This window comes from Rhizobium sp. Rhizsp42, from assembly GCF_047304155.1.
GTDB lineage: Bacteria > Pseudomonadota > Alphaproteobacteria > Rhizobiales > Rhizobiaceae > Rhizobium.
The window spans coordinates 56,726-78,576 of the sequence record NZ_JBGLYS010000024.1 but is presented as its reverse complement, the minus strand read 5'-3'; the positions used below and the strand labels follow the sequence as shown (position 1 = coordinate 78,576).

Genomic DNA, 21,851 nt, shown 5'->3' with positions numbered 1-21,851 from the left:
GCACATGCTGAGTTGCGAGGCAAAGCAGCCGATTTGGGCCGCTTCGCCTCGTTCTGTCACGCCGCATTAGCGGCGCGACCGGTCACGCCGGGTTGGCGGCCTGTTCCACTTCGGCGGCGGTGGCGCGGCGGTGGTGGGCGGCGGCGTATTTTTGGGCGATGACGGCGCAGACCATCAGCTGGATCTGGTGGAAGAGCATCAGCGGCAGGACGATGGCGCCGATCGCCTGGCCAGCGAAGATGACGTTGGCCATGGGGACGCCGCTCGCCAGGCTCTTCTTCGAGCCGCAGAAAGTGATGGTGATCTGGTCGGCTTCGTTGAAGCCCATCAGGCGGCTGCCGAAGGTGGTGGCGCAGAGGACGAGCGCCAGCAGAACCATGTCGGCGACGATGACGACGGCGATGTCCGAGAGCGAGAAGGTGTGCCACAGACCCTCGACGACGGCGGTCGAGAAGGCGAGGTAGACGACCATCAGGATCGAGCCGCGATCAACAGGCATCAGGATCTTCTTCTTGGCGCGGATCCAGTCGCCGATCCAGGGCTGCAGCGCCTGGCCGACGATGAAGGGGAGCAGCAGCTGCGTGAAGATCTGCAGCAGCGCATCCCACGAGAAGCCGCCATGGCCGCCGACCGAGAAAAGCAGGCCGACGAGAAGCGGGGTCAGGAACATGCCGAAGATGTTCGACGCGGAGGCCGAGCAGATCGCGGCCGGCACGTTGCCGCCGGCCATCGAGGTGAAGGCGATCGACGACTGTACCGTGGATGGCAGAACGCAGAGGAAGAGAATGCCGAGATAGAGCGAATGCGGCAGGATCGTATCAGGGATGAAGCCGAGACCCATGCCGAGCAGCGGGAAGACGCCGAAGGTGGTGAGCAGGATCACCAGATGCAGCCGCCAGTGCAGCAGGCCCGCAATCACCACGTCGCGCGACAGGCGGGCGCCATGCAGGAAGAAGAGGAGCGCGATCGCGATGGTCGTCGCCGTGCCGAAGTAGTGCGCGAAGGCGCCGCTTGCCGGCAGGATCGATGCAAGGATGACCGTGCAGACCAGGAGGATCGTGAAAGTATCGGGCAGGAAACGGCGCATGGGCTTAGTCTCGGCTTGTTCGGCATTGTAGCCGGCTTTTGATGGATCAATCCTGTTTCTTCCATTATGATACGCGATGCAAGAAATAACAGTTATCGCGAAGCGGGATAATCATGCTTGATCTTACGCAATTGCGCAGCTTCGTCGCCGTCGAGCAGATGGGGAGCTTCACACTGGCCGCCGAGCGGCTGGGGCTTGGGCAATCCACCGTCAGCCAGCATATCCAGCGGCTGGAGACCTCGGTCGGGCGGCGGTTGCTTGCGCGCGATACGCACAAGGTGGTGCTGACGACAGATGGCGAGGCGCTCTTGTCGCATGCGCGCGCCATGCTGTCGATCGAGGGGCAGGTGCAATCGCTGTTTGGCGGGCCAAGCCTGCGCGGCAAACTGCGGCTCGGGGTGTCGGAGGATTTCGTCACCAGCCAGTTGCCTGGTGTGCTCGAGGATTTCGTACGCTCGCATCCGTCCGTCGATCTGGAGCTGACGGTGGCGCTCTCGGGTGTGCTTTATGAAATGCAGGACAATGGCGAGATCGATCTGGTGCTCGCCAAGCGGCGGCTGGGTGATGCGCGGGGGCGGCTCGTCTATCGCGAGCCGCTGGTGTGGCTGGCGCGTGATCCCGACCATATCATGAGCGCCTCGCCTCTGCCGCTGATCGCCTTTCCGCCGCCGAGCGTGACGCGGGCTATCTCGCTGGAGGCGCTGGGGCGGCACCAGATTTCCTGGCGGATCGTCTGCACCTGCGGGAGCCTCAGCGGGCTGACGGCGGCTGCGCGCGCGGGGATGGGCGTGCTCGTGCAGCCGCGCAGCATGGCGCCATCAGGACTGAAGGTGATCGGCAAGGGCAAGCTGCCCGTGCTCGAGGATGTCGAGTTCGTGCTGGTGCCGCGCAAGGGGGCGGATCAGGCGCTGGTGTCGGCGCTGTCGGACGATATTCTCTCCAAGGTCCGGAGCCTCCGGTCGAGCTGAGATCGTCTGGCCGCCCGGATGGCACGATATGTGGTTAATCGATTGCCCGGCATTTTAAGTATCCTTCAACCCTGTCGCTTAGGCTTCTGGTTACCTTGGAGCCCTTAGTTTGGTCCCGCTCAAGGTCGACGTTCGGGGCTACAGGGAGAACGGACGATGGTATATGGAGCGCTCTTCGTCTCCGGGCTGGTCGCCTGCGTGATGCTCATCGTCGTGGCCGGCCACGATAGCAAGACGACGGATAACGGGGCGCCGCCCTCCGCCGTGATGCTGCATCAGAATTAGACGTTCACGAGAATCAACTCGACGATCTCGATAGTGGTGATCCGCGGCCCTAGGGCGCGGATCACCACTGCCATTCACGCATCATTGCAATGGCTTTCGCGGTGTTGCCTTCACCGGCTGCGTTTTCCAGACTTAGGTAGCCGTTGCCAACAACGACCGCAGTCGGCCCGATTGGTGCCGTTTCAGCCCAAAGCGGCATCGAAGTCCATCTTGCTGTGGAAGAGGCGTCTGTTGGCTCAGACTCGCTCAACTTCCGCTCCTGCGCCAACGTTTCGCTAACAAGACGATGTTGCCCACACTCACGTAAGTTGACAGAAACATAATCGGTAACTGCATGGCAACTGAGAAGAAACCGCCCCTCTCGCACAGCGTTCCTATCGAGGAGTTGCTCAATATCAGATTGGATTCGTTGAAGGTGGACGCGAGGAACGGGTAATTGAAAATAACAAAACAGATCAAGACGAAGATGAACATACCTCGATCAAAGAAATAGCTAAAAATTACAGAGGCTAACGAGATTGCCGTCAGTGCAGCACCTGGATACCGATACACCACGACGACGGCGTTGATTATCGACGCGACGGAACGTTCGCATTCAAGATGCCGACCGTTGTCAAAGACAAAAGCTGTCCCTGTCTGGTTTAGATAGTAAATTGTTAGGATGAAGACGGAAATTGTCGCAAGGCCACTCATGGCCAACGGCAACAGTCCCCACTCTTTGTGAAGCAGCTTAGGCTCAAGTGACATTTGGTTTCCGCGACGTAGTTGTGGAAGGGCGGCACTGTCTTTGATTTCCGAAAAAAATCAATGGCGCTTACAACGTAAGCGTTCGGTCATAGTCTATCCTTCGCCCTTTAAGATGATACTTTTTTGGGTGGACCATGGATTGAAATCGGCCCTTGCAGGTTGGCTGCGATGTCCCCTATTGGCGCAAAGCCGCCGCGCGCTGGCTTGGTGGCGTCTGAGACCGAACTCCGCGATTTTCGGCCGGCACACAAAAATGTCGCAGCGAAATCCCCGGTCATCCGGATCAAAGTTTGATCTATGTCAAAGCTGCCGCGCGGGGGGCGACATAGCTTCCGGGCATGCGCCAGAAAACATTCATATCACGAAATTTTCGCCGGCTTGTCGCACCTCTTGCGCTGCTTCCTCTCAGCGGTTGCAATATGGTGGTGATGAACCCAACGGGGGATATCGCTCTTCAGGAGCGTAACCTCATCCTCGTCGCACTCGGCATGATGCTTCTCGTCGTCATTCCGGTGCTGACCCTGATCGTGGTCTTCGCGTTCCGATACCGCAAGGGCCGAGCGCCTGGGAGGTACGATCCGAATTTCACTCATTCGACGCCGATAGAACTGGTGGTCTGGTCGATCCCGCTCATGATCATCGCGTGTCTCGGCGTGGTCACCTGGATCACCACCCACAGCCTCGATCCCTTCCGCCCCCTCGACCGCATTTCCGCCGACAAGCCGCTGGCCAAGGACCACAAGCCTCTCGATATCCAGGTCGTCGCCATGGATTGGAAGTGGCTCTTCATCTATCCCGAACAAGGCATCGCGACCGTCAACGAGTTGGCCCTCCCGGTCGATGTCCCCGTACGTTTCTCCATCACCTCGACCAACCAGTTCAACACCTTCTCGGCGCCCACGCTGGCGGGCATGATCTATGCGATGCCGGGCATGAAATCGATGCTGCACGCCGTGCTGAACGCACCGGGCGACAGCTGGGGTTATTCGGGCAACTACACCGGCGCCGGCTATTCCGACATGCGGTTCAAGCTGCACGGTGTCGATCAGGCAGGGTTCGACCAATGGGCCGCGGGGATAAAGGCCGCGGGCGAGACGCTGTCGACCGATCGTTACGTCGAACTGGACAAGCCGAGCGAAAAGGTGCCCGTCATGCACTTTTCCACCGTCGCCTCCGGTCTCTTTGATCGCGTTCTCAACCGTTGCGTGGTCGCCGGCACTGAATGCGCGGCCGACATCATGAAGAAGGATCGCGCGCTTGATCGCGACAATGGCGGCATGTTCGCGCCGCAGCCCATGGATCACTCAGCCATGCAAGTCAGCGAGGGGCAGATGAGCCAGGGCATGCCATCCATGAGCCACACCTCGACATCCGGCGACGTCACCGCCGCCGTTCCGGCCGCTCACGACCACACCAACACCGGCACCAACACTGGCACCAACAGTGGCGCGCTCGCCGCGCCTGAACAGCAGGGCTCCAATGCAAGACCATAGCTTCACCACGACAGTCTTCGGGCGGCTGACGCTCGAATCGCTGCCGATCCACGAGCCGATTCTTGTCGGCACTTTCATCGCGGTCGCCGCGCTCGGTCTGATCATCGTCGCCGCACTCACCTATTTCCGGCTCTGGGGCTATCTCTGGAAGGAGTGGTTCACCTCCGTCGACCACAAGAAGATCGGCATCATGTATATCGTGCTGGCGATCATCATGCTGCTGCGCGGCTTCTCTGATGCCGTGATGATGCGCCTGCAACAGGCGATTGCCTTTGGCGGCAACGAGGGCTTCCTGCACTCGAGCCACTACGACCAAATCTTCACCGCCCACGGGACGATCATGATCTTCTTCGTGGCGATCCCCCTGGTCGTCGGCATCGTCAACTTCGTCATGCCGCTGCAGATCGGCGCGCGCGACGTCGCCTTCCCCTATCTGAACAACCTCAGCTTCTGGCTGACGGTGGCGGGTTCGGTGCTGGTGATGATCTCGCTGTTCGTCGGCGAATTCGCACGCACCGGCTGGCTCTCCTACGCGCCGCTGGCGGAAAAGGCCTTCAGTCCGGATACCGGGGTCGACTATTATCTATGGTCGCTTGAAATCGCCGGCATCGGCACGACGCTCTCGGCCGTCAACATGGTGGCAACCGTCATCAAGATGCGCGCGCCCGGCATGACGCTGATGAAGATGCCCGTCTTCACCTGGACCGCGCTTTGCAGCAACGTTCTCGCCATCGCCATCTTCCCGGCGCTGACGGCAGCCTTCTTCCTGCTGCTGCTCGATCGCTATCTCGACACCGCCTTCTTCATCAATGATCTCGGCGGCAATGCGATGCTCTACTGGAACATGGTGTGGATGTGGGGTCACCCCGAGGTCTACGTCCTGATCCTGCCGGCCTTCGGCATCTATTCGGAAATCACCTCGACCTTCACCGGCAAGCGCCTGTTCGGCTACGGCTCGATGGTCTACGCCACCGTGGTCATCACCATCCTCTCCTACCTCGTCTGGCTGCACCACTATTTCACCATGGGATCGGGTGCGAGCGTCAACGCCTTCTTTGGGATCGCCACGATGGTGATCGCCATTCCGACCGGGGCCAAGGTGTTCAACTGGCTGTTCACGATGTTCCGCGGCGAAATCCGCTTCGAACTGCCGATGATGTGGGTCGTCGCCTTCATGCTGACCTTCGTGGTCGGTGGCATGACGGGCGTTCTGCTCGCCGTACCGGCTGCCGACTTCGTGCTGCACAACTCGCTGTTCCTGGTGGCGCACTTCCACAACACCATCATCGGCGGCGTCGTCTTCGGTCTCTTCGCCGGCATGACCTACTGGTTCCCGAAGGCCTTCGGCTTCAAGATGGACGAGTTCTGGGGCAAGGTCGCCTTCTGGGGCTGGGTCATCGGCTACTGGGTCGCCTGGACGCCGATCTACATCGTCGGCCTGATGGGCACCACGCGTCGCGTCAACCACTTCGACGATCCGACGCTGCAACCCTACTTCGTCATCGCCCTGATCGGCGCCGTGATCATCCTCATCGGTGTGCTCGGCTTCGTCATGGCGATCGTCATGGGCATCGTGAAGCGCAACAAGCTGCGTGATGTCACCGGCGACCCCTGGGATGGCCGTACGCTGGAATGGTCGACCACGTCGCCTCCGCCTGCCTACAACTTCGCGATCACGCCCGTCGTCTACGAACTCGACGCCTGGCACGACATGAAGGAGCATGGCTACAAGCATCCGACCGAAGGCTTCCGCCCCGTCCACATGCCGCGCAACACCGCGACCGGCGTCGTCGTCGCAGCACTCGCCACGGCACTTGGCTTCGGCATGATCTGGTACATGTGGTGGCTGGCCGCCATCAGCTTCGCCGGCATCCTCGTCGTCTCGATCGTCCACACCTTCAACTACAGCCGCGATCACTACATCCCGGCCGATGCGATCGCGCTTACCGAAGGCAAGCGTGCGCAGCAGCCGGCAGCGAGGGCCTGACATGACCATTCAACTCGTCAACAAGGACGCCCAGCGCGTCTACCACCAGCCCGAAGCCGAGGAGCATTACCACAGTGGCGGTGCCACGATGCTCGGCTTCTGGATCTACCTGATGAGCGATGCGCTGATCTTCGCCTCGCTGTTCGCCGTCTATGGAACGCTCAGCCGCAATTATGCGGGTGGGCCTCCGCCGCAGCACCTGTTCGAGCTGCCGCTGGTGGCGCTGAACACCGGCTTCCTGCTCGCATCGTCGATCGTGCTTTCGATCGGCATGCAGGCGATGGCAGCCGGACGGGCGGCCACCATGTGGCGGCTGCTTGCCGTCACCGGCGTGCTCGGCGCTGCGTTCCTTTGCGTGGAACTCTACGAGTTCTCTTCGCTGATCGCCGAAGGTGCCACGCCGCAGCGCAGCGCCTTCCTGTCGGCCTTCTTCACGTTGGTCGGGACGCACGGCCTGCACGTGTTGTTCGGCCTGATCTGGCTGGTCACACTGCTGGTGCAGATCGCCCAGCGCGGACTGAATGAGGACAACAAGCGTCGCCTGATGTGCCTGTCGATGTTCTGGCACTTCCTCGACATCATCTGGATCGGCGTCTTTACCGTCGTCTACCTGTTTGGAGCACTCCGTTGAGCACACATCATCACACCGAACCCGCTCACGGCAGCAAGGGCAGCATCTGGACCGGCTCGATCCTGTCGATCATCCTGACGGTCATTCCGTTCTGGCTGGTCATGTCCGGGGCGCTGGAAAATGCCACGGCGACCACCGTGATCATCTTCGCGCTGGCCATCGCGCAGATCATCGTCCACGTCGTCTGCTTCCTGCATGTCGACAGCCGCGCGGAAGACGGCTGGACGCTGCTCGCCTTCATCTTCACGGCCATCATCGTGGTCATCACGATCGTCGGCACGATCTGGGTCATGTACCACATGAACGTGAACATGATGCCGATGAGCGCGGGCGAAATGAGCAACATGTAAGTGAGGAGTGCGCGCCGCATGGCTGGGTGCGGCGCCATGAGGATCGGCCCGGTGATTTCGATCACCGGGCCGATCGGCGTTTGGGGTCAGGATGCGAGGCAGCTCAGGAAGCCGTCGACGTCCTTCGCTTCGGTGGCGAAGCTGGTAACGAGGCGGATCAGGATCTCGTCGGAGCCGACGAGATCAGGCGTGGCTGAGGGGATCGGCCATTCGTAGAATTTCGCGCCCTTGTCTTCGGCGGTCTTTCCGGCACTCTTCTTTATAATGGCGAAGACTTCGTTTGAAGTCGTCGACCAGGCAAGGCGGGCCGAGTTGCTGGCGCCGATGCCCGCGCGCAGGCGGTCGGCCATGCCGTTGGCGTGGCCGGCGAGATCGAGCCAGAGGCCATTATCGAGATAGGCGTCGAACTGGGCGGCGATGAAGCGCGACTTGGAAAAGAGCTGGGCGGCGCGCTTGCGGATGAAGGGCATCTCCTTCGCCTTTTCAGGATCGAAGACGACGATCGCCTCGGCGCACCAGCAGCCATTCTTGGTGCCGCCGAAGGAGAGGATGTCGACGCCGCGCTTCCAGGTCATCTCGGCCGGGCTTGCACCAAGCGCCACCAGCGCATTGGCGAAGCGGGCGCCGTCCATGTGGAGCGGCAGCTTGCGCTTCTTGCAGATCGCGGAAATCGCATCGATCTCGTCAAGCGAGTAGGCGGTGCCGATCTCGGTCGCCTGGGTGATGGTGACCGCCGTCGCGCGGCCATGATGAACGGCATTTTCGGGGAAGCCGGCGATCGCCTTGGAGAGCTTTTCCGGATCGATCTTGCCCAATTCGCCATCGACGGGCGACAGCCGTGCCTGGCTGAAGAAATCGGGCGCGCCGCATTCGTCGGCGATCACATGGGCTTCGGCGTGACAGAAGGTGATGCCGCCGGGGCGCTGGACGCTGGCAAGCGACAGCGAGTTGGCGGCCGTGCCTGTCGCCACGAAGAAAACGGAGACCTCGCGCTCGAAAATTTCGGCGAAGCGGGCCTCAACGCGGCGGTCGAGATCGCTAGTGCCGTAAGCGGCGGCGAAACCGGCGGATTCCTGCAGCAGGCGCTCGGCAATGGAACGATGGGCGCCAGCCCAGTTGTCGGAAGCGAAAATCATGGAAAATGCCTGGGAAAAAATGGAGGTGGGGGCGGGTTCGCATCGGAGCTTAATCCAAAGCTTCACTGGATCAAGCGATTGGCGTTCAACCCATCACAAAAATTGAATTCCGCAATCAAGAAACAATATAATACGAGATGGCGTAATTTTATGTCGCCAACTTGATTGATTTGGTAATCTTGATGCGCCAATTGACGTTTTTTTAATTTCTGGCTCTTGCGGAGCCGCTGCGTTTCTGGCATAGAACCGATGGATTAGGACAGGGTTGCTGTCCTATTTTGGCCGTCAAGGCCGAAGAGGCGCTGAGGGACCTTACACTCGTGGGGTTTCACGCTATAGTTCTTGGAGCGCGGACAAAGTTCCCGCACGGACCTATGGCAGGCGCGGAGCGCAACGGTTGCTTTGTCGGGAAAGGCTCTGCCTTCCCAGAGAAAGCCTGCCGCCGGCGACCGGATCTTCGATAATGCAACAGCGCTGTCATGCGCCGAACCTAAGATCAGGGACGGTGTGCGACGAAGAGCCGCCCGCACGATCGCGGGCTCTGACAGGAGGCAAAACGATGACGAAGAACACGCCATCCACTGACATCGACCAGTTCGCAGCAGCAGACATGCGCGCGGTGGCCGATACGCGTAAGTTCGCCAGCGGTCTCCCGGGCAAGCAGGGCCTGTATGACCCACGCAACGAGCATGACGCCTGCGGCGTCGGCTTCGTCGCGCATATGAAGGGCCAGAAGTCGCATCAGATCGTCAAGGACGGTCTCTTCATTCTCGAGAACCTGACGCACCGCGGTGCTGTCGGCGCCGACCCGCTTATGGGTGACGGTGCTGGTATTCTCGTGCAGATTCCCGATCGCTTCTTCCGCGAGGAAATGGCCAAGCAGGGCATCACCCTGCCGAAGGCCGGCGAATATGGCGTCGGCCATATTTTCATGCCGCGCGACGAAAAGCAGATCGCGCATTTCAAGAAGGTGATGCAGGACGTCATCTCCGAAGAGGGCCAGGTTCTCATCGGCTTCCGCGACGTGCCCGTCGACAACTCGTCGCTGTCGAAGGCGCCGGATATCGCCGCGACCGAACCGCATCACTGTCAGATCTTCATCGGGGCCGGCGATAGCGCTGCGACCACCGATGAATTCGAACGCCGCCTGTTCACGCTGCGCAAGGTGATCTCCAACCGTATCTATGACGAGTTCGATGGCGAGGAGAGCCACTTCTATCCGGTGTCGCTGTCGTCCTCGACGATCGTCTACAAGGGCATGTTCCTGGCCTACCAGGTTGGCGCTTATTACACGGACTTGTCGGATCCGCGTTTTGAGTCCGCAGTCGCGCTCGTGCACCAGCGCTTCTCGACCAACACCTTCCCGTCCTGGAAGCTGGCGCACCCCTACCGCATGGTCGCCCACAACGGCGAAATCAACACGCTGCGCTCCAACGTCAACTGGATGGCTGCGCGCCAGGCATCGGTGTCTTCGCCGCTCTTCGGCGAGGATATCTCCAAGCTCTGGCCGATCTCCTATGAAGGTCAGTCGGACACGGCCTGTTTCGACAACGCGCTCGAGTTCCTCGTGCGCGGCGGCTACTCCATGGCGCATGCCGTGATGATGTTGATCCCGGAAGCCTGGGCCGGAAACCAGTCGATGTCGAAGGAGCGCAAGGCGTTCTACGAATACCACGCAGCGCTGATGGAGCCGTGGGACGGCCCGGCCGCCGTTGCCTTCACCGACGGCAAGCAGATCGGCGCGACGCTCGACCGCAACGGCCTGCGTCCGGCCCGCTATCTCGTCACGTCAGACGACCGCGTCATCCTCGCCTCGGAAGCCGGCACGTTGCCGGTCGCTGAAGAGGACATCGTCAAGAAGTGGCGCCTGCAGCCGGGCAAGATGCTGCTGATCGACATGGAGAAGGGCAAGATCGTCTCCGACGAGGAGCTGAAGACCGAGCTCGCGACCAAGCATCCCTACCGCAGCTGGCTCGATCGCACGCAGCTGATCCTCGAAGACCTGAAGCCGGTGGAGCCGCGCGCGCTGCGCCGCGACGTCTCGCTGCTCAACCGTCAGCAGGCCTTCGGCTACACCACCGAAGACACCAAGATCCTGATGTCGCCAATGGCGACGACGGGCCAGGAGGCCGTCGGCTCGATGGGCACCGATACGCCGATCTCGGCCATGTCGGAAAAGTCGAAGCTGCTCTACACCTACTTCAAGCAGAACTTCGCGCAGGTCACCAACCCGCCGATCGATCCGATCCGCGAAGAGCTGGTCATGAGCCTGGTGTCCTTCATCGGCCCGCGCCCGAACATTCTCGACCACGAGGGTGCGGCCAACGCCAAGCGCCTGGAAGTGCGTCAGCCGATCCTTACCAATGGCGATCTCGAAAAGATCCGCTCGATCGGCCACACGGAAGACCGTTTCGACACCAAGACGCTCGACTTCACCTATGACGTGGAGCGCGGCGCCGAAGGCATGCCCGAAATGCTCGACCGCCTCTGCGAGCGCGCGGAAGCGGCCGTCAAGGGCGGCTACAACATCATCGTGCTCTCCGACCGCCAGATCGGGCCGGATCGCATCGCGATCCCGGCGCTGCTCGCGACGGCCGCCGTGCACCATCATCTGATCCGCAAGGGTCTTCGCACCTCGGTCGGCCTCGTCGTCGAGACCGGTGAGCCGCGCGAAGTGCACCACTTCTGTCTTCTCGCCGGTTACGGCGCGGAAGCGATCAACCCGTACCTGGCCTTCGACACGCTGCTCGACATGCATGCCAAGGGCGAGTTCCCGAAGGAAGTGGACGCGTCCGAAGTCGTCTACCGCTACATCAAGGCGGTCGGTAAGGGCATCCTCAAGGTCATGTCGAAGATGGGCATCTCGACCTATCAGTCCTATTGCGGTGGCCAGATCTTCGATGCGATTGGCCTGCAGCAGGAGCTGGTCGACAAGTACTTCTTCGGCACAGCGACGATGATCGAAGGCGTCGATCTCAAGGCGATTTCCGAAGAGACCGTTGCCCGCCACACATCGGCTTTCGGCAAGGATCCGCTGCTCGCGACCACGCTCGATATCGGCGGCGAATATGCCTACCGTATGCGCGGCGAGAGCCATGCCTGGACGCCGGATGCGGTCGCCACGCTGCAGCACGCTGTTCGCGGCAACTCCGAGGACCGCTACCGCGAGTTCGCCGAGATGGTGAACACGTCGGCGCTTCGGATGAACACCATCCGTGGCCTGTTCAAGATCAAGACCGCCGAGCAGATCGGGCGGAAGCCCGTCTCGCTCGATGACGTCGAGCCAGCGGTCGAGATCGTCAAGCGCTTCTCGACAGGCGCCATGTCCTTCGGCTCGATCTCCAGAGAGGCGCATACGACGCTGGCGATCGCGATGAACAAGATCGGCGGCAAGTCGAACACCGGCGAGGGCGGCGAAGAGAGCGACCGCTACTTCCCGCTGCCTGATGGGTCGGCGAACCCGGAACGCTCGGCGATCAAGCAGATCGCTTCGGGACGCTTCGGTGTGACCACCGAGTATCTCGTCAACGCCGACATGCTGCAGATCAAGGTCGCGCAGGGCGCCAAGCCCGGCGAAGGCGGCCAGCTGCCCGGCCACAAGGTCGATGCGACGGTCGCCAAGACCCGTCACTCGACGCCTGGTGTCGGCCTGATCTCGCCGCCGCCGCACCACGACATCTACTCGATCGAAGATCTGGCGCAGCTGATCTACGACCTGAAGAACGTCAACCCGACGTCCGACGTCTCGGTCAAGCTCGTCTCGGAAGTCGGCGTCGGCACGGTTGCCGCCGGTGTCGCCAAGGCGCGCGCCGACCACATCACTGTCTCCGGCTTCGACGGCGGCACCGGCGCATCGCCGCTGACCTCGCTGAAGCATGCGGGTTCTCCGTGGGAAATCGGCCTTGCCGAAACGCAGCAGACGCTGGTGCTGAACGGCCTTCGTTCGCGCATCGCGCTGCAGGTCGACGGTGGCCTGAAGACCGGCCGCGACGTCATCATCGGTGCGCTTCTCGGTGCCGACGAGTTCGGCTTCGCGACCGCTCCCGTCATCGCCGCCGGCTGCATCATGATGCGCAAGTGCCACCTGAACACCTGCCCCGTCGGCGTTGCCACCCAGGACCCGGTCCTGCGCAAGCGCTTCAAGGGCACGCCGGAGCACGTCATCAACTACTTCTTCTTCGTCGCCAATGAAGTGCGCGAAATCCTGGCCTCGCTCGGCTTCACCAAGTTCGATGACATCATCGGCGCTTCGGAGCTGCTCGAGAAGGACGAGATGCTGGCGCACTGGAAGTCCAAGGGTCTCGACTTCAGCCGCATCTTCCACAAGGTGGAGGCGCCGAAGGAAGCAACCTACTGGACGACCCGCCAGAAGCACCCGATCGACGACATTCTCGATCGCAAGATGATCGCGGAAGCCGAGCCGGCACTCGCGTCGAAGACGCCTGTGTCGTTCGAAGTCGACATCAAGAACGTCGACCGTTCGGCGGGCGCGATGCTGTCGGGTGAGGTGGCCAAGCGCTACAACCACCGCGGCCTGAAGGAAGACACGATCAACGTGACGCTTCGCGGCACCGCCGGACAGTCGTTCGGCGCGTTCCTGGCGCGCGGCGTGACCTTCAAGCTGATCGGCGACGGCAACGACTATGTCGGCAAGGGCCTTTCGGGCGGCAAGATCATCGTGCGTCCGCCGGAGAATTCTAAGATCATCGCCGAGGACTCAATCATCGTCGGCAACACCGTGCTTTACGGCGCGACCGAGGGTGAGTGCTACTTCCGCGGCGTCGCGGGCGAGCGCTTCGCGGTGCGCAACTCCGGCGCTATCGCCATCGTCGAGGGCGTGGGCGACCACGGCTGCGAATACATGACGGGTGGCGTGGTGGTCGTGCTCGGCGAGACGGGCCGCAACTTCGCGGCCGGCATGTCTGGTGGCGTCGCCTATGTTCTCGACGAGAGCGGCGATTTCGCCAAGCGCTGCAACATGGCGATGGTCGAGCTCGAACCGGTTCCCGAAGAGGACGACCTGATGGAGAAGCTGCATCACCATGGCGGCGATCTCGCGCACAAGGGCCGCGTCGACGTTTCCGGCGACATGACCCGCCACGACGAGGAACGCCTCTACCAGTTGATCTCCAACCACCTGCACTACACGGAATCCACCCGTGCCAAGCAGATCCTGGACAACTGGGCGGAGTATCGTCCCAAGTTCCGCAAGGTCATGCCGGTCGAATACCGCCGCGCGCTCGAGGAAATGGAGCGCAGCCGGATGGGGATCGCCGCGGAGTGATTTCACATATCTCAGCGATGTGATATGCTGTTGGCATATGCAGCGATGGAGGTCAGCATGAACGAGCATGTGAAGGACATCCCAGAGAATGGCGAGATTGAAGTCGCCATTTTCAAAAACGGCCGAAGCCGTGCGGTGCGCATACCTAAAGAGATCGAATTCGATGGTGCGAAAGCCATTTTGGTGAAGCAGCCTGATGGCTCGATCATAATGCGAACCGCCGTCACGGCAGGATTGATCGATTACCTGCAACGAGCGGAGCCATGGGAAGGCGCCGATTTCGTTGCCGATAACGACGATCTTGCCGATTTGTCGGAAGTCGATCTGTGACGAGGTTCATGCTCGATACCAACATTGTCTCGGCGATCGTGCGTGATCCCCGAGGCAAGGCATTGGAGCGATTGATCGAGGTTGGTGAAGAGAACGTCTGCATCAGCATCATCACGCACGGTGAGATCTGGTACGGGGTCAAGAAGGACGGGTCCGAGGAACTGGCTAAGAAGGTTTCCAATGTCACGCGCCGTCTTTATGTGGCTTCGCTGACTTTGCCGACGGATCAACGTTATGCCGACATTCGGCTGGCGCTGAGGCAGGGGAAAAATATCGGTCCGAACGACCTCTGGATTGCCGCCCATGCACTGGCTCTTGATGCTGTGCTGGTCACGAACAACGAAAGCGAATTCTCCCGCGTGCCGGGATTAAAGGTTGAAAACTGGCTGCGCTGAACGAAAGAGGCGGTCATGAGTGTAAGGGAAGACAGCAGCATGGGTAAGGTAACAGGGTTTCTGGAAATCGACCGGCAGGTGGCGAAGTATCAGCCGGCGTCGGACCGTATCCGGCATTTCCGCGAATTCACGATCCCGATGTCGGACCCGGAAGTGCAGAAACAGGCCGCGCGCTGCATGGACTGTGGCATTCCCTATTGCCATGGCCCGACCGGCTGTCCCGTGCACAACCAGATCCCCGACTGGAACGATCTGGTCTACAACAACAACTGGGAAGCAGCGATCCAGAACCTGCATTCGACCAACAACTTCCCTGAGTTCACCGGGCGCGTCTGCCCCGCGCCCTGCGAGGAAGCGTGCACGCTGAACCTCGAGGATGCGCCGGTCGCCATCAAGACCGTCGAGCAGGCGATCGCCGACAAGGCCTATGAGCTCGGCTTCATCCGGCCGCAGCCGGCTGCCGTTCGCACCGGCAAGAAGGTCGCGATCATCGGTTCGGGCCCTGCCGGCATGGCGGCGGCCCAGCAGCTCGGCCGCGCCGGCCACGAAGTGCATGTCTATGAGCGTGAATCCAAGCCCGGCGGCCTGCTGCGCTACGGCATTCCCGACTTCAAGATGGAGAAGAACTTCATTGATCGCCGCGTCGAGCAGATCTCGGGCGAGGGCGTGACCTTCCATTGCGGCGTCAACGTCGGCGTCGATCTGAAGGTCGAGCAGCTGCTCGCCGATCACGACGCGGTTCTCTACTGCGGCGGTTCGGAAACGCCACGCGAAGCCGGCATTCCGGGCTTCGACCTTGCCGGCGTCCACGACGCGATGCCTTATCTCGTGCAGCAGAACAAACGCGTCGGCCGCGAAAACATCGACAGCGTCGGCTGGGCTTCGGACCCGATCCTCGCTGGCGCCAAGCATGTCGTCGTCGTCGGTGGCGGTGACACCGCATCCGACTGCGTCGGCACGGCGTTCCGCCAGGGTGCCGTGAAGGTCACCCAACTCGACATCCGTCCGCAGCCGCCGGAGAAGGAAGACAAGCTCGCCGTCTGGCCGTTCTGGGCGACCAAGATGCGCACCTCTTCCAGCCAGGCTGAAGGTGCTGTCCGCGAATTCCAGGTGGCGACGCTCGAGTTCATCGGCGAAGACGGCGTCCTGACCGGCGTCAAGTGCTGCGAAGTCGATGAGCGCCGCAAGCCGATTGCCGGCACGGAGTTCATCATCAAGGCCGATCTCGCCTTCATCGCCATCGGCTTCAGCGGCCCGTTCACCACGAGCGTGCTCAAGGAACTCGACGGCAAGCTGACGCTCAACACCGACCGCCGCGGCTCGACCAACGTCGTCGCCAACGACCGCGACTACAAGACCTCAGTCGACAAGTTCTGGACGGCTGGCGACGTGCGTCGCGGCCAGTCGCTGGTCGTCTGGGCGATCCGCGAGGGACGCCAGGCGGCACGCGCCATCGACGAGGCGCTGATGGGCTCGACGGTTCTGCCGCGCTAAGCAGCGGGGACGTTCGGATTGATTTTGGCTCGGGGCTGCGTGATGCGGCCCCGAGCTTTTTTGTGCGTTCTGCAGCGCCTACCGAGAAAGTCTATCTGGCGGCTGGCGCGTCAGTTCGGCGAGTATGGACGGACTGTTTGTTGTACGGGGGTCAATGAATATGTCTGTTCGATCTGTCATCAGCATTGTCGCGGCCTTCTTGTGTGTCGCGGCATCGCCGGTCGGGGCCTGGGAGCGCGCCGGCTACGTCGATTATCCGGCGACGGCGAAGTGCCTGAGCGAGAACATGTGCCTGCTGGTCAGTTGCCCGGCGGTGGGCGCGCCGAGCTTCGAGATGGTGATCTACGAGCATGGCAAGGCGACCGGCGAGCCGTTCGACATCATCATCGATGGCCGTACATTCACCTTCAATCTGCCGGAGCGGGGCGCCCATGATCTTTATCGCTGGCCGCTTGCCGATGATTTCGCCGACGCGCTTCAGAAGGGGAGCCGGGCGACGCTGGCTTTCGATCCGGTCGGGCTGCCCTATTCGTTTTCACTGCGCGGAAGCGGGGCTGCCGTGCGGCGGGTGCTTTCCGGCTGCGGATCGTCGTCCACGCCCGTCGTCACCGCGGCGGCATCGCGCGAGCGTCTCTCCGGCCTCAGCCCCGAGACGGATTGCCAGGTGGCCACGACGACGGGCGAGGTGGTGGACCTGACGATGAAGGCCTCCGGGCAGGCGATCGAAGGCTTCCAGTTCAAGGACAAGCATGGCACCGGCTACATAAACGTCGATCCGCCGGGGAATGCCAAGGTCATCCAGGCGAAGCTGATGGCGATCATCGTTCCGGGCGCGAAGCTGAAGATCGAGGTGCATGGATGCGGTGCTGCCGCCAGCGTGGAGGTGTTGTCGGCGGTTGAGGTGATCGAGTAAGGCCGGCACGGTCTTAGTCCCGCCAGCGCGATGGGATTGCGGCATGGTCAACCGCGATGCGGCGATCTATGGTGCGCGGGCCATCGCTTCGCATGGCTATGCGGCAAGGAACAACACCGGATGCCATCGACCGAACTGCTGATCACCTTCTTCGTCACGACCGCGCTGTTTGCCTATATTCCCGGGCCGGCCATGCTTTACGCCGCCGCCCAGACGCTGGCGCGCGGACGGCGGGCAGGGTTCATGGCGACGCTCGGGATCCATGTCGGCTGCTATGTGCATGTGATCGCGGCCGCCGCAGGCCTGTCGATCATCTTTCATGCTGTGCCGGTGCTCTATATGGCGGTGAAGCTCGCCGGTGCGGCCTATCTGGTCTGGCTCGGTATCTCGCTGTTTCGCAGCAAGTCTCAAGGGGAGACGACGCTCTCCGCCATCGATCCGAAATCCGGCCGGCGGGCCTTTGTCGAGAGCATCTCGATCGAGGTCTTGAACCCGAAGACGGCGATCTTCTTCCTGGCCTTCCTGCCGCAATTCATCGATCCCGCCGCCAGCTTTCCGGTCTGGCTGCAATTCGTGCTGCTGGGCACGATCGTCAATTTCATCTTCTCGTCGGCCGATATCGTCTGCGTGATGCTGGCGGGCGCCGTCGTATCGAGGCTGAAGCGCTCGGGTTCGGCGCAGCGGCTGGTGCAGCGCGCGGGCGGAGGAATCCTGATCGGCCTCGGGGCGCATCTGGCGCTGCAGCGGAGTTAGTAGCTGCAATTGGTGGACTCGGGACTGCCTGGCGCGGCCCCGAGCTGCAAGGTCGGTTTTTAGAGGCCTGCCTCGGCCATCCAGAGTTCCGCATCGGCACCGCCCGGAATACGCAGCGGCGCGGATGGATCGGTGGCGGCCCGCCAAACGGCCTCGGCCACGTCGGCGGCATGGGTCACCGGGCCGGTGTCGTCCCGCACGCTCTTGATGAACTGCTGAAGCATCGGCGCATAGTCGGCATCATCAAGACCACGGAAATGGGGGCGCGCGTTTTCGCCGAAGCGGGTGGTTGGCGAGCGGCCCGGCAGAACGATATGCACCCGCACGCCGAAGGGCTCCATCTCGACCGCCAAGGATTCCGTCAGCGCGTTCACGGCAGCCTTGCTGGCGCGGTAGACGCCGATGACCGGCAGTGTCTTCACCGTCACCGTGGACGTGACGTTGATGACGACGCCCGCCCGGCGCTGGCGCATCTGCGGCACGACGGCCTGGACCATCGCCAAGGTGCCGATCGTGTTCGTCTCGAACAGGGAGCGCGCGGTCTCCGGCGCGGTGAGCTCGATAGGGGAAGGGGCGCCGAAGCCGGCGTTGTTGACGAGCACGTCGATATGACCGGCTGCCGCCACGGCCTCCGCGATGCTTGTGGGGTTGGTGACGTCGAGCGGCAGAACGCGCAGGCGTTCGGAGGCCGGCAACAGGTCGGGGTCGGGCTTGCGCATCGTCGCGATCACATCCCAGCCACGGTCGAGAAAGAGTTTCGCGGTCTCCAGGCCAAAGCCGGACGAGCAACCGGTGATCAGTATCGTGGGCATCTGCGTCTCCAATTGAAAAGGAATGATTGCAGGGTAGTGACCGCGTGCGAGACTTGATATAGGCTGCAGTCTCCATTTCTTTAGCGATAGTCCTGATTGTGGCCGTTGATCCTCTCGCCGAAATCGTCACGCTGCTGCAGCCCGCAGCACGCTTCTCGAAGCTGGTCGAATGCGCCGGCCTCTGGCGGATTGAACGCGAGGCCACCGGCGAGCCCTTCTATTGCGCTGTTATCGAGGGGCGCTGCCGCGTGACATTCGGGGAGGAGCCGCCGTTCATTCTTGAGGCCGGCGACTTCGTTCTGGTGCCGGCCATGCGTGATCTCGTCAATGAGAGCATCGACGCGCCGCGCGGCTTGCCCGCCATCGTTCCGAAGCAGATGAGCGACGGTCGCTTCCGCGTTGGTCGTCTCGATGGGCCGGCGGATCTGCGCATGCGCATCGGGCATTGCAGCTTCGGTTCACCGGATGCGGCGCTTCTGGTTTCGCTGCTGCCCGATGTCGTTGTCGTTCGCGGCGAACCGCGTCTGGCGACGCTGATGCAATTGGTCGGCGAGGAGACACGCGAGCGGCGGCCAGGGCGGGAGCTGGTGCTTGAACGGTTGCTGGAGGTGTTGCTGATCGAGGCGCTCCGATCCGGCACGCAGCCGACAGGGGCGCCCGGCCTCAGCCGTGGTCTGGCGGATGAACGGCTGGCGGTAGCACTTCACGCGTTGCATGAACGGCCGGCCCATCCCTGGACGGTGGCGGATCTCGCGACCGAAGCGTCGCTCTCCCGATCGGCCTTCTTCGCGCGTTTCAGCCGCGTCGTCGGCCTGCCGCCGATGGAGTATCTGCTGGCCTGGCGCATGGCGCTCGCCAAGCAGCTGTTGCGCGGCCGCGAACTCGCGATGGATGAGGTGGCGGAGCGCGTGGGTTATGGTTCGGCGAGTGCGTTCAGCGTCGCCTTCTCGCGATATGCGGGCGTGCCGCCGGCTCGGTATGCCCGCAGTCAGCCTCTGCTTGAGAGGTGATCGACCAGCACGCGCAGCTTCTGCGGCTGGCGGTGGCGGCGGGGGTAGTAGATGTAGAAGCCGTCGAAGGGTGGGCCGTAGCTTTCGAGAAGCGGCACGAGTTCGCCGCGCGCGATGTAGGGCGCGAAGGTCTCGACCATGCCGAAGGTGATGCCGGCGCCCGAAGAGGCCATGCGCAACATCATGCCCATATCGTTGGTGGTCATGTCGGGATCGACGGCGACATCGAAATCGCGGCCGTTTTCGGTGAACTCCCAGCGATAGGGGGCGGTGTCGGGTCTGGGGCGCCAGCCGATGCAGACGTGATCGACGAGATCGCGGGGGTGCTGCGGCGCACCGCGTCGGGCGATGTAATCGGGCGATGCGACGGCGCATTGGCGCTGGGCTGATGAGACCGATACGGCCACCATGTCCTGCTCGATCACCTCGCCCAGCCGGATACCGGCATCGAAGCCGGCCTCGACGATATCGAACTCGCCGTCGGTGATGGTGATATCCAGGCGCAGCTCCGGATACTTCGCCATGAAGCCTGCCAGCAGCGGGCCGGAGATGACGCGCTCGGCGATGGACGACACGGCGATGCGCAGCAGGCCTGATGGCCGCGCGCGGACCTCGCGCACGGCTTCGATCGCCTCCGCGACGCGGTTCGCAGGCTCCTTCACCAGGGATTGGAACAACTCGCCCGCTTCGGTTAGCCGCACGCTGCGCGTTGTGCGCTGCACGAGCGTTACACCCAGCCGGTCTTCCAGCCGCTGCAACGCCTGGCTGACGGCGGAGCGGGTCACGCCCAGCCGCTCGGCGGCGACGCGGAAATTGCGCGCTTCCGCGACGGCGAGGAAAACGGAGATGCCTTCGAACTGGTCACTCATTGGTTAGAATAACTAACCAAGCTATCTCGGATTGGCAACTCGTTCGATGCCAATGCTGCGCCTATCTCTCATCCCATGGCAAGACGGAAGAGCCGTCGCCTGCAATCACGTCGGCCCTGCGAGGCTGGAAGAGGAAAGATGATGAGCGACCATCCGTATGTCGGCATGTGGATCACCGATGACGGCCGGGTTCGGCACGAGCTTCTAGCGAACGGCCGATACGACGAGGCGCGCGGCAACCGCGAGAGCGCCTATCAGGGGCGCTACGAGGTGCGTGGCGCCCATATCGATTACTGGGACGACACCGGCTTTACCGCCGACGGCGACTTCGTTGACCGCGACACGCTGCACCATGGCGGCATGATCCTGCGCCGCCGCTAAGGCTCAACGAAAGAGTGGGCCGAGAGGCCCGGAAGGAGACGACATGACTGAGACTTCCCCCATCTGGTTCATCACCGGTGCTTCCTCGGGACTCGGCCTCGCGCTCGCCGAAGCCGTATTGGCGCGCGGCTGGCGGGCGGCTGTCACCGCGCGCAAGCCCGGCGCGCTCGACGATCTGGTCGCGCGTTACGGCGATCATGTGCTGCCGCTTGCGCTCGATGTGCGCTCCAAGGCATCGGTAGAGCAGGCAGTCGCTGCGGCGGAGAGGCATTTCGGAGGCATCGACGTGCTGGTCAACAATGCCGGCTACGGCTATCTCGCCGCGATCGAGGAAGGTGACGACCAGGAAATCCGTGACCAGTTCGAGACCAACGTCTTCGGCCTGATCGCGGTGGCCAAGCGGGTGCTTCCCGGCATGCGCGCTCGGCGTCGCGGGCATGTGTTCAACACGTCGTCGCTCGGTGGCCTCGTGGCTTTCGCCGCGACCGGTTATTATCACGCCACGAAGTTCGCGGTCGAGGGACTGTCGGAATCGCTCTCGCACGAGGTCGCGCCGCTCGGGATCAAGGTCACCATTCTGGAGCCGGGGGCGTTTCGCACCAACTGGGCCGGGAGTTCGATGATCGAATCGGCGACCGTCATCGACGATTACGCAGAGACAGCGGGCAAGCGAAGGGCCGCGACCCGTGCGGTCTCGGGCAACCAGCCGGGCGATCCAGCGCGTGCCGCAGCCGCCGTCATTGCCGCCTACGAGGCGAAGGAGCCGCCACTGCGGCTGCTGCTGGGCGCGCCGGCGCTGAAGATCGCTCGCGAGCGGCTGGATGCGCTACGGTCGAATTTCGATGCCTGGGCCGATGTGACGCTGAGTGCGGATTTTCCAAGCTGAGCCAGTTGAGCTGAGAAAGAGAGAGGCGGGCGTGCGAGCG

The 21,851-nt window shown here is 62.4% G+C and carries 20 protein-coding genes and 1 pseudogene; 15 read left to right on the top strand and 6 right to left on the bottom strand.

Features of this window, described 5'->3' with window-relative positions; all coding sequences use genetic code 11:
- Positions 1 to 82: 82 nt before the first annotated feature.
- Positions 83 to 1,087 carry a bile acid:sodium symporter family protein gene (locus tag ACCD05_RS21180; RefSeq protein ID WP_413395104.1) on the bottom strand — a complete coding sequence of 335 codons (1,005 nt, stop codon included), beginning with the start codon at positions 1,085 to 1,087 and terminating at the stop codon, positions 83 to 85.
- A 113-nt stretch (positions 1,088 to 1,200) separates the two neighbouring features.
- On the opposite strand from ACCD05_RS21180, the gene ACCD05_RS21175 reads away from it, so the two are divergent.
- Both ACCD05_RS21175 and ACCD05_RS21170 read left to right on the top strand, forming a co-directional pair.
- Complete coding sequence (locus tag ACCD05_RS21175; protein ID WP_111563399.1) at positions 1,201 to 2,055, top strand: LysR family transcriptional regulator; 855 nt, start codon at positions 1,201 to 1,203, stop codon at positions 2,053 to 2,055.
- Positions 2,056 to 2,211: 156 nt separating this feature from the next.
- Complete coding sequence (locus tag ACCD05_RS21170) at positions 2,212 to 2,340, top strand: hypothetical protein (protein WP_018899769.1); 129 nt, start codon at positions 2,212 to 2,214, stop codon at positions 2,338 to 2,340.
- 61 nt (positions 2,341 to 2,401) lie between these two features.
- Here the strand turns inward: ACCD05_RS21170 and ACCD05_RS21165 are convergent, their stop codons facing one another.
- Positions 2,402 to 2,590, bottom strand: coding sequence for a hypothetical protein (locus ACCD05_RS21165; RefSeq protein ID WP_413395102.1), 189 nt, complete (start codon positions 2,588 to 2,590; stop codon positions 2,402 to 2,404).
- Positions 2,587 to 3,087, bottom strand: coding sequence for a hypothetical protein (locus tag ACCD05_RS21160; RefSeq protein WP_112981572.1), 501 nt, complete (start codon positions 3,085 to 3,087; stop codon positions 2,587 to 2,589). Before ACCD05_RS21160 ends, ACCD05_RS21165 begins: the two co-directional genes overlap by 4 nt.
- A 338-nt stretch (positions 3,088 to 3,425) precedes the next feature.
- Between ACCD05_RS21160 and cyoA the strand changes: the two genes are divergently transcribed.
- The 4 genes from cyoA to cyoD are packed head-to-tail and all read left to right on the top strand — an operon-like array spanning position 3,426 to position 7,548.
- Positions 3,426 to 4,580, top strand: a complete 1,155-nt coding sequence (gene cyoA, locus ACCD05_RS21155) for a ubiquinol oxidase subunit II (protein WP_413395100.1) — start codon at positions 3,426 to 3,428, stop codon at positions 4,578 to 4,580.
- Positions 4,567 to 6,567 carry a cytochrome o ubiquinol oxidase subunit I gene (gene cyoB / locus ACCD05_RS21150; RefSeq protein WP_413395098.1) on the top strand — a complete coding sequence of 667 codons (2,001 nt, stop codon included), beginning with the start codon at positions 4,567 to 4,569 and terminating at the stop codon, positions 6,565 to 6,567. Before cyoA ends, cyoB begins: the two co-directional genes overlap by 14 nt.
- 1 nt (position 6,568) lies before the next feature.
- Positions 6,569 to 7,198 carry a cytochrome o ubiquinol oxidase subunit III gene (gene cyoC / locus ACCD05_RS21145; RefSeq protein WP_413395096.1) on the top strand — a complete coding sequence of 210 codons (630 nt, stop codon included), beginning with the start codon at positions 6,569 to 6,571 and terminating at the stop codon, positions 7,196 to 7,198.
- Complete coding sequence (cyoD, locus tag ACCD05_RS21140) at positions 7,195 to 7,548, top strand: cytochrome o ubiquinol oxidase subunit IV (RefSeq protein WP_111563392.1); 354 nt, start codon at positions 7,195 to 7,197, stop codon at positions 7,546 to 7,548. Before cyoC ends, cyoD begins: the two co-directional genes overlap by 4 nt.
- Before the next feature lie 86 nt (positions 7,549 to 7,634).
- On the opposite strand, the gene ACCD05_RS21135 is transcribed toward cyoD, so the two are convergent.
- On the bottom strand, positions 7,635 to 8,684 hold the full coding sequence (locus tag ACCD05_RS21135) for a threonine aldolase family protein (RefSeq protein ID WP_413395094.1): 1,050 nt from the start codon (positions 8,682 to 8,684) through the stop codon (positions 7,635 to 7,637).
- Positions 8,685 to 9,243: 559 nt separating this feature from the next.
- On the opposite strand from ACCD05_RS21135, the gene gltB reads away from it, so the two are divergent.
- The 6 genes from gltB to ACCD05_RS21105 all read left to right on the top strand — a co-directional run bounded on the left by gltB (position 9,244) and on the right by ACCD05_RS21105 (position 17,853).
- The gene (gene gltB, locus ACCD05_RS21130; protein ID WP_413395092.1) at positions 9,244 to 13,968 is read left to right on the top strand and encodes a glutamate synthase large subunit; all 4,725 of its coding nucleotides are present in this window, start codon (positions 9,244 to 9,246) and stop codon (positions 13,966 to 13,968) included.
- A gap of 57 nt (positions 13,969 to 14,025) precedes the next feature.
- On the top strand, positions 14,026 to 14,298 hold the full coding sequence (locus tag ACCD05_RS21125) for an AbrB/MazE/SpoVT family DNA-binding domain-containing protein (protein ID WP_197067334.1): 273 nt from the start codon (positions 14,026 to 14,028) through the stop codon (positions 14,296 to 14,298).
- A gap of 8 nt (positions 14,299 to 14,306) precedes the next feature.
- The gene (locus tag ACCD05_RS21120) at positions 14,307 to 14,693 is read left to right on the top strand and encodes a type II toxin-antitoxin system VapC family toxin (RefSeq protein ID WP_413395090.1); all 387 of its coding nucleotides are present in this window, start codon (positions 14,307 to 14,309) and stop codon (positions 14,691 to 14,693) included.
- A 39-nt stretch (positions 14,694 to 14,732) separates the two neighbouring features.
- Positions 14,733 to 16,187: a glutamate synthase subunit beta gene (locus ACCD05_RS21115; protein ID WP_209191644.1), complete on the top strand. Its 1,455-nt coding sequence runs from the start codon at positions 14,733 to 14,735 to the stop codon at positions 16,185 to 16,187.
- A 160-nt stretch (positions 16,188 to 16,347) separates the two neighbouring features.
- Positions 16,348 to 17,100, top strand: coding sequence for a hypothetical protein (locus tag ACCD05_RS21110; protein WP_413395088.1), 753 nt, complete (start codon positions 16,348 to 16,350; stop codon positions 17,098 to 17,100).
- 120 nt (positions 17,101 to 17,220) lie between these two features.
- The gene (locus ACCD05_RS21105; RefSeq protein ID WP_113237061.1) at positions 17,221 to 17,853 is read left to right on the top strand and encodes a LysE family translocator; all 633 of its coding nucleotides are present in this window, start codon (positions 17,221 to 17,223) and stop codon (positions 17,851 to 17,853) included.
- Positions 17,854 to 17,912: 59 nt separating this feature from the next.
- Here the strand turns inward: ACCD05_RS21105 and ACCD05_RS21100 are convergent, their stop codons facing one another.
- On the bottom strand, positions 17,913 to 18,665 hold the full coding sequence (locus tag ACCD05_RS21100; RefSeq protein WP_413395086.1) for an SDR family oxidoreductase: 753 nt from the start codon (positions 18,663 to 18,665) through the stop codon (positions 17,913 to 17,915).
- A 98-nt stretch (positions 18,666 to 18,763) separates the two neighbouring features.
- Here ACCD05_RS21100 and ACCD05_RS21095 point away from each other — a divergent pair, with 98 nt between their 5' ends.
- Positions 18,764 to 19,675 (top strand): AraC family transcriptional regulator, encoded by a 912-nt coding sequence (locus ACCD05_RS21095; protein WP_413395084.1) that lies wholly within the window; start codon positions 18,764 to 18,766, stop codon positions 19,673 to 19,675.
- On the opposite strand, the gene ACCD05_RS21090 is transcribed toward ACCD05_RS21095, so the two are convergent.
- Positions 19,654 to 20,544, bottom strand: coding sequence for a LysR family transcriptional regulator (locus ACCD05_RS21090; RefSeq protein WP_413395082.1), 891 nt, complete (start codon positions 20,542 to 20,544; stop codon positions 19,654 to 19,656). The two genes, ACCD05_RS21095 and ACCD05_RS21090, sit on opposite strands and share 22 nt — an antisense overlap.
- 141 nt (positions 20,545 to 20,685) lie before the next feature.
- On the opposite strand from ACCD05_RS21090, the pseudogene ACCD05_RS21085 reads away from it, so the two are divergent.
- Together ACCD05_RS21085 and ACCD05_RS21080 are read left to right on the top strand one after the other, a co-directional pair.
- Positions 20,686 to 20,925 (top strand): annotated as a pseudogene (locus ACCD05_RS21085) (Atu4866 domain-containing protein); the annotation flags it as partial.
- Positions 20,926 to 20,968: 43 nt separating this feature from the next.
- Positions 20,969 to 21,811: an oxidoreductase gene (locus ACCD05_RS21080; protein ID WP_413395080.1), complete on the top strand. Its 843-nt coding sequence runs from the start codon at positions 20,969 to 20,971 to the stop codon at positions 21,809 to 21,811.
- Positions 21,812 to 21,851 lie beyond the last annotated feature (40 nt).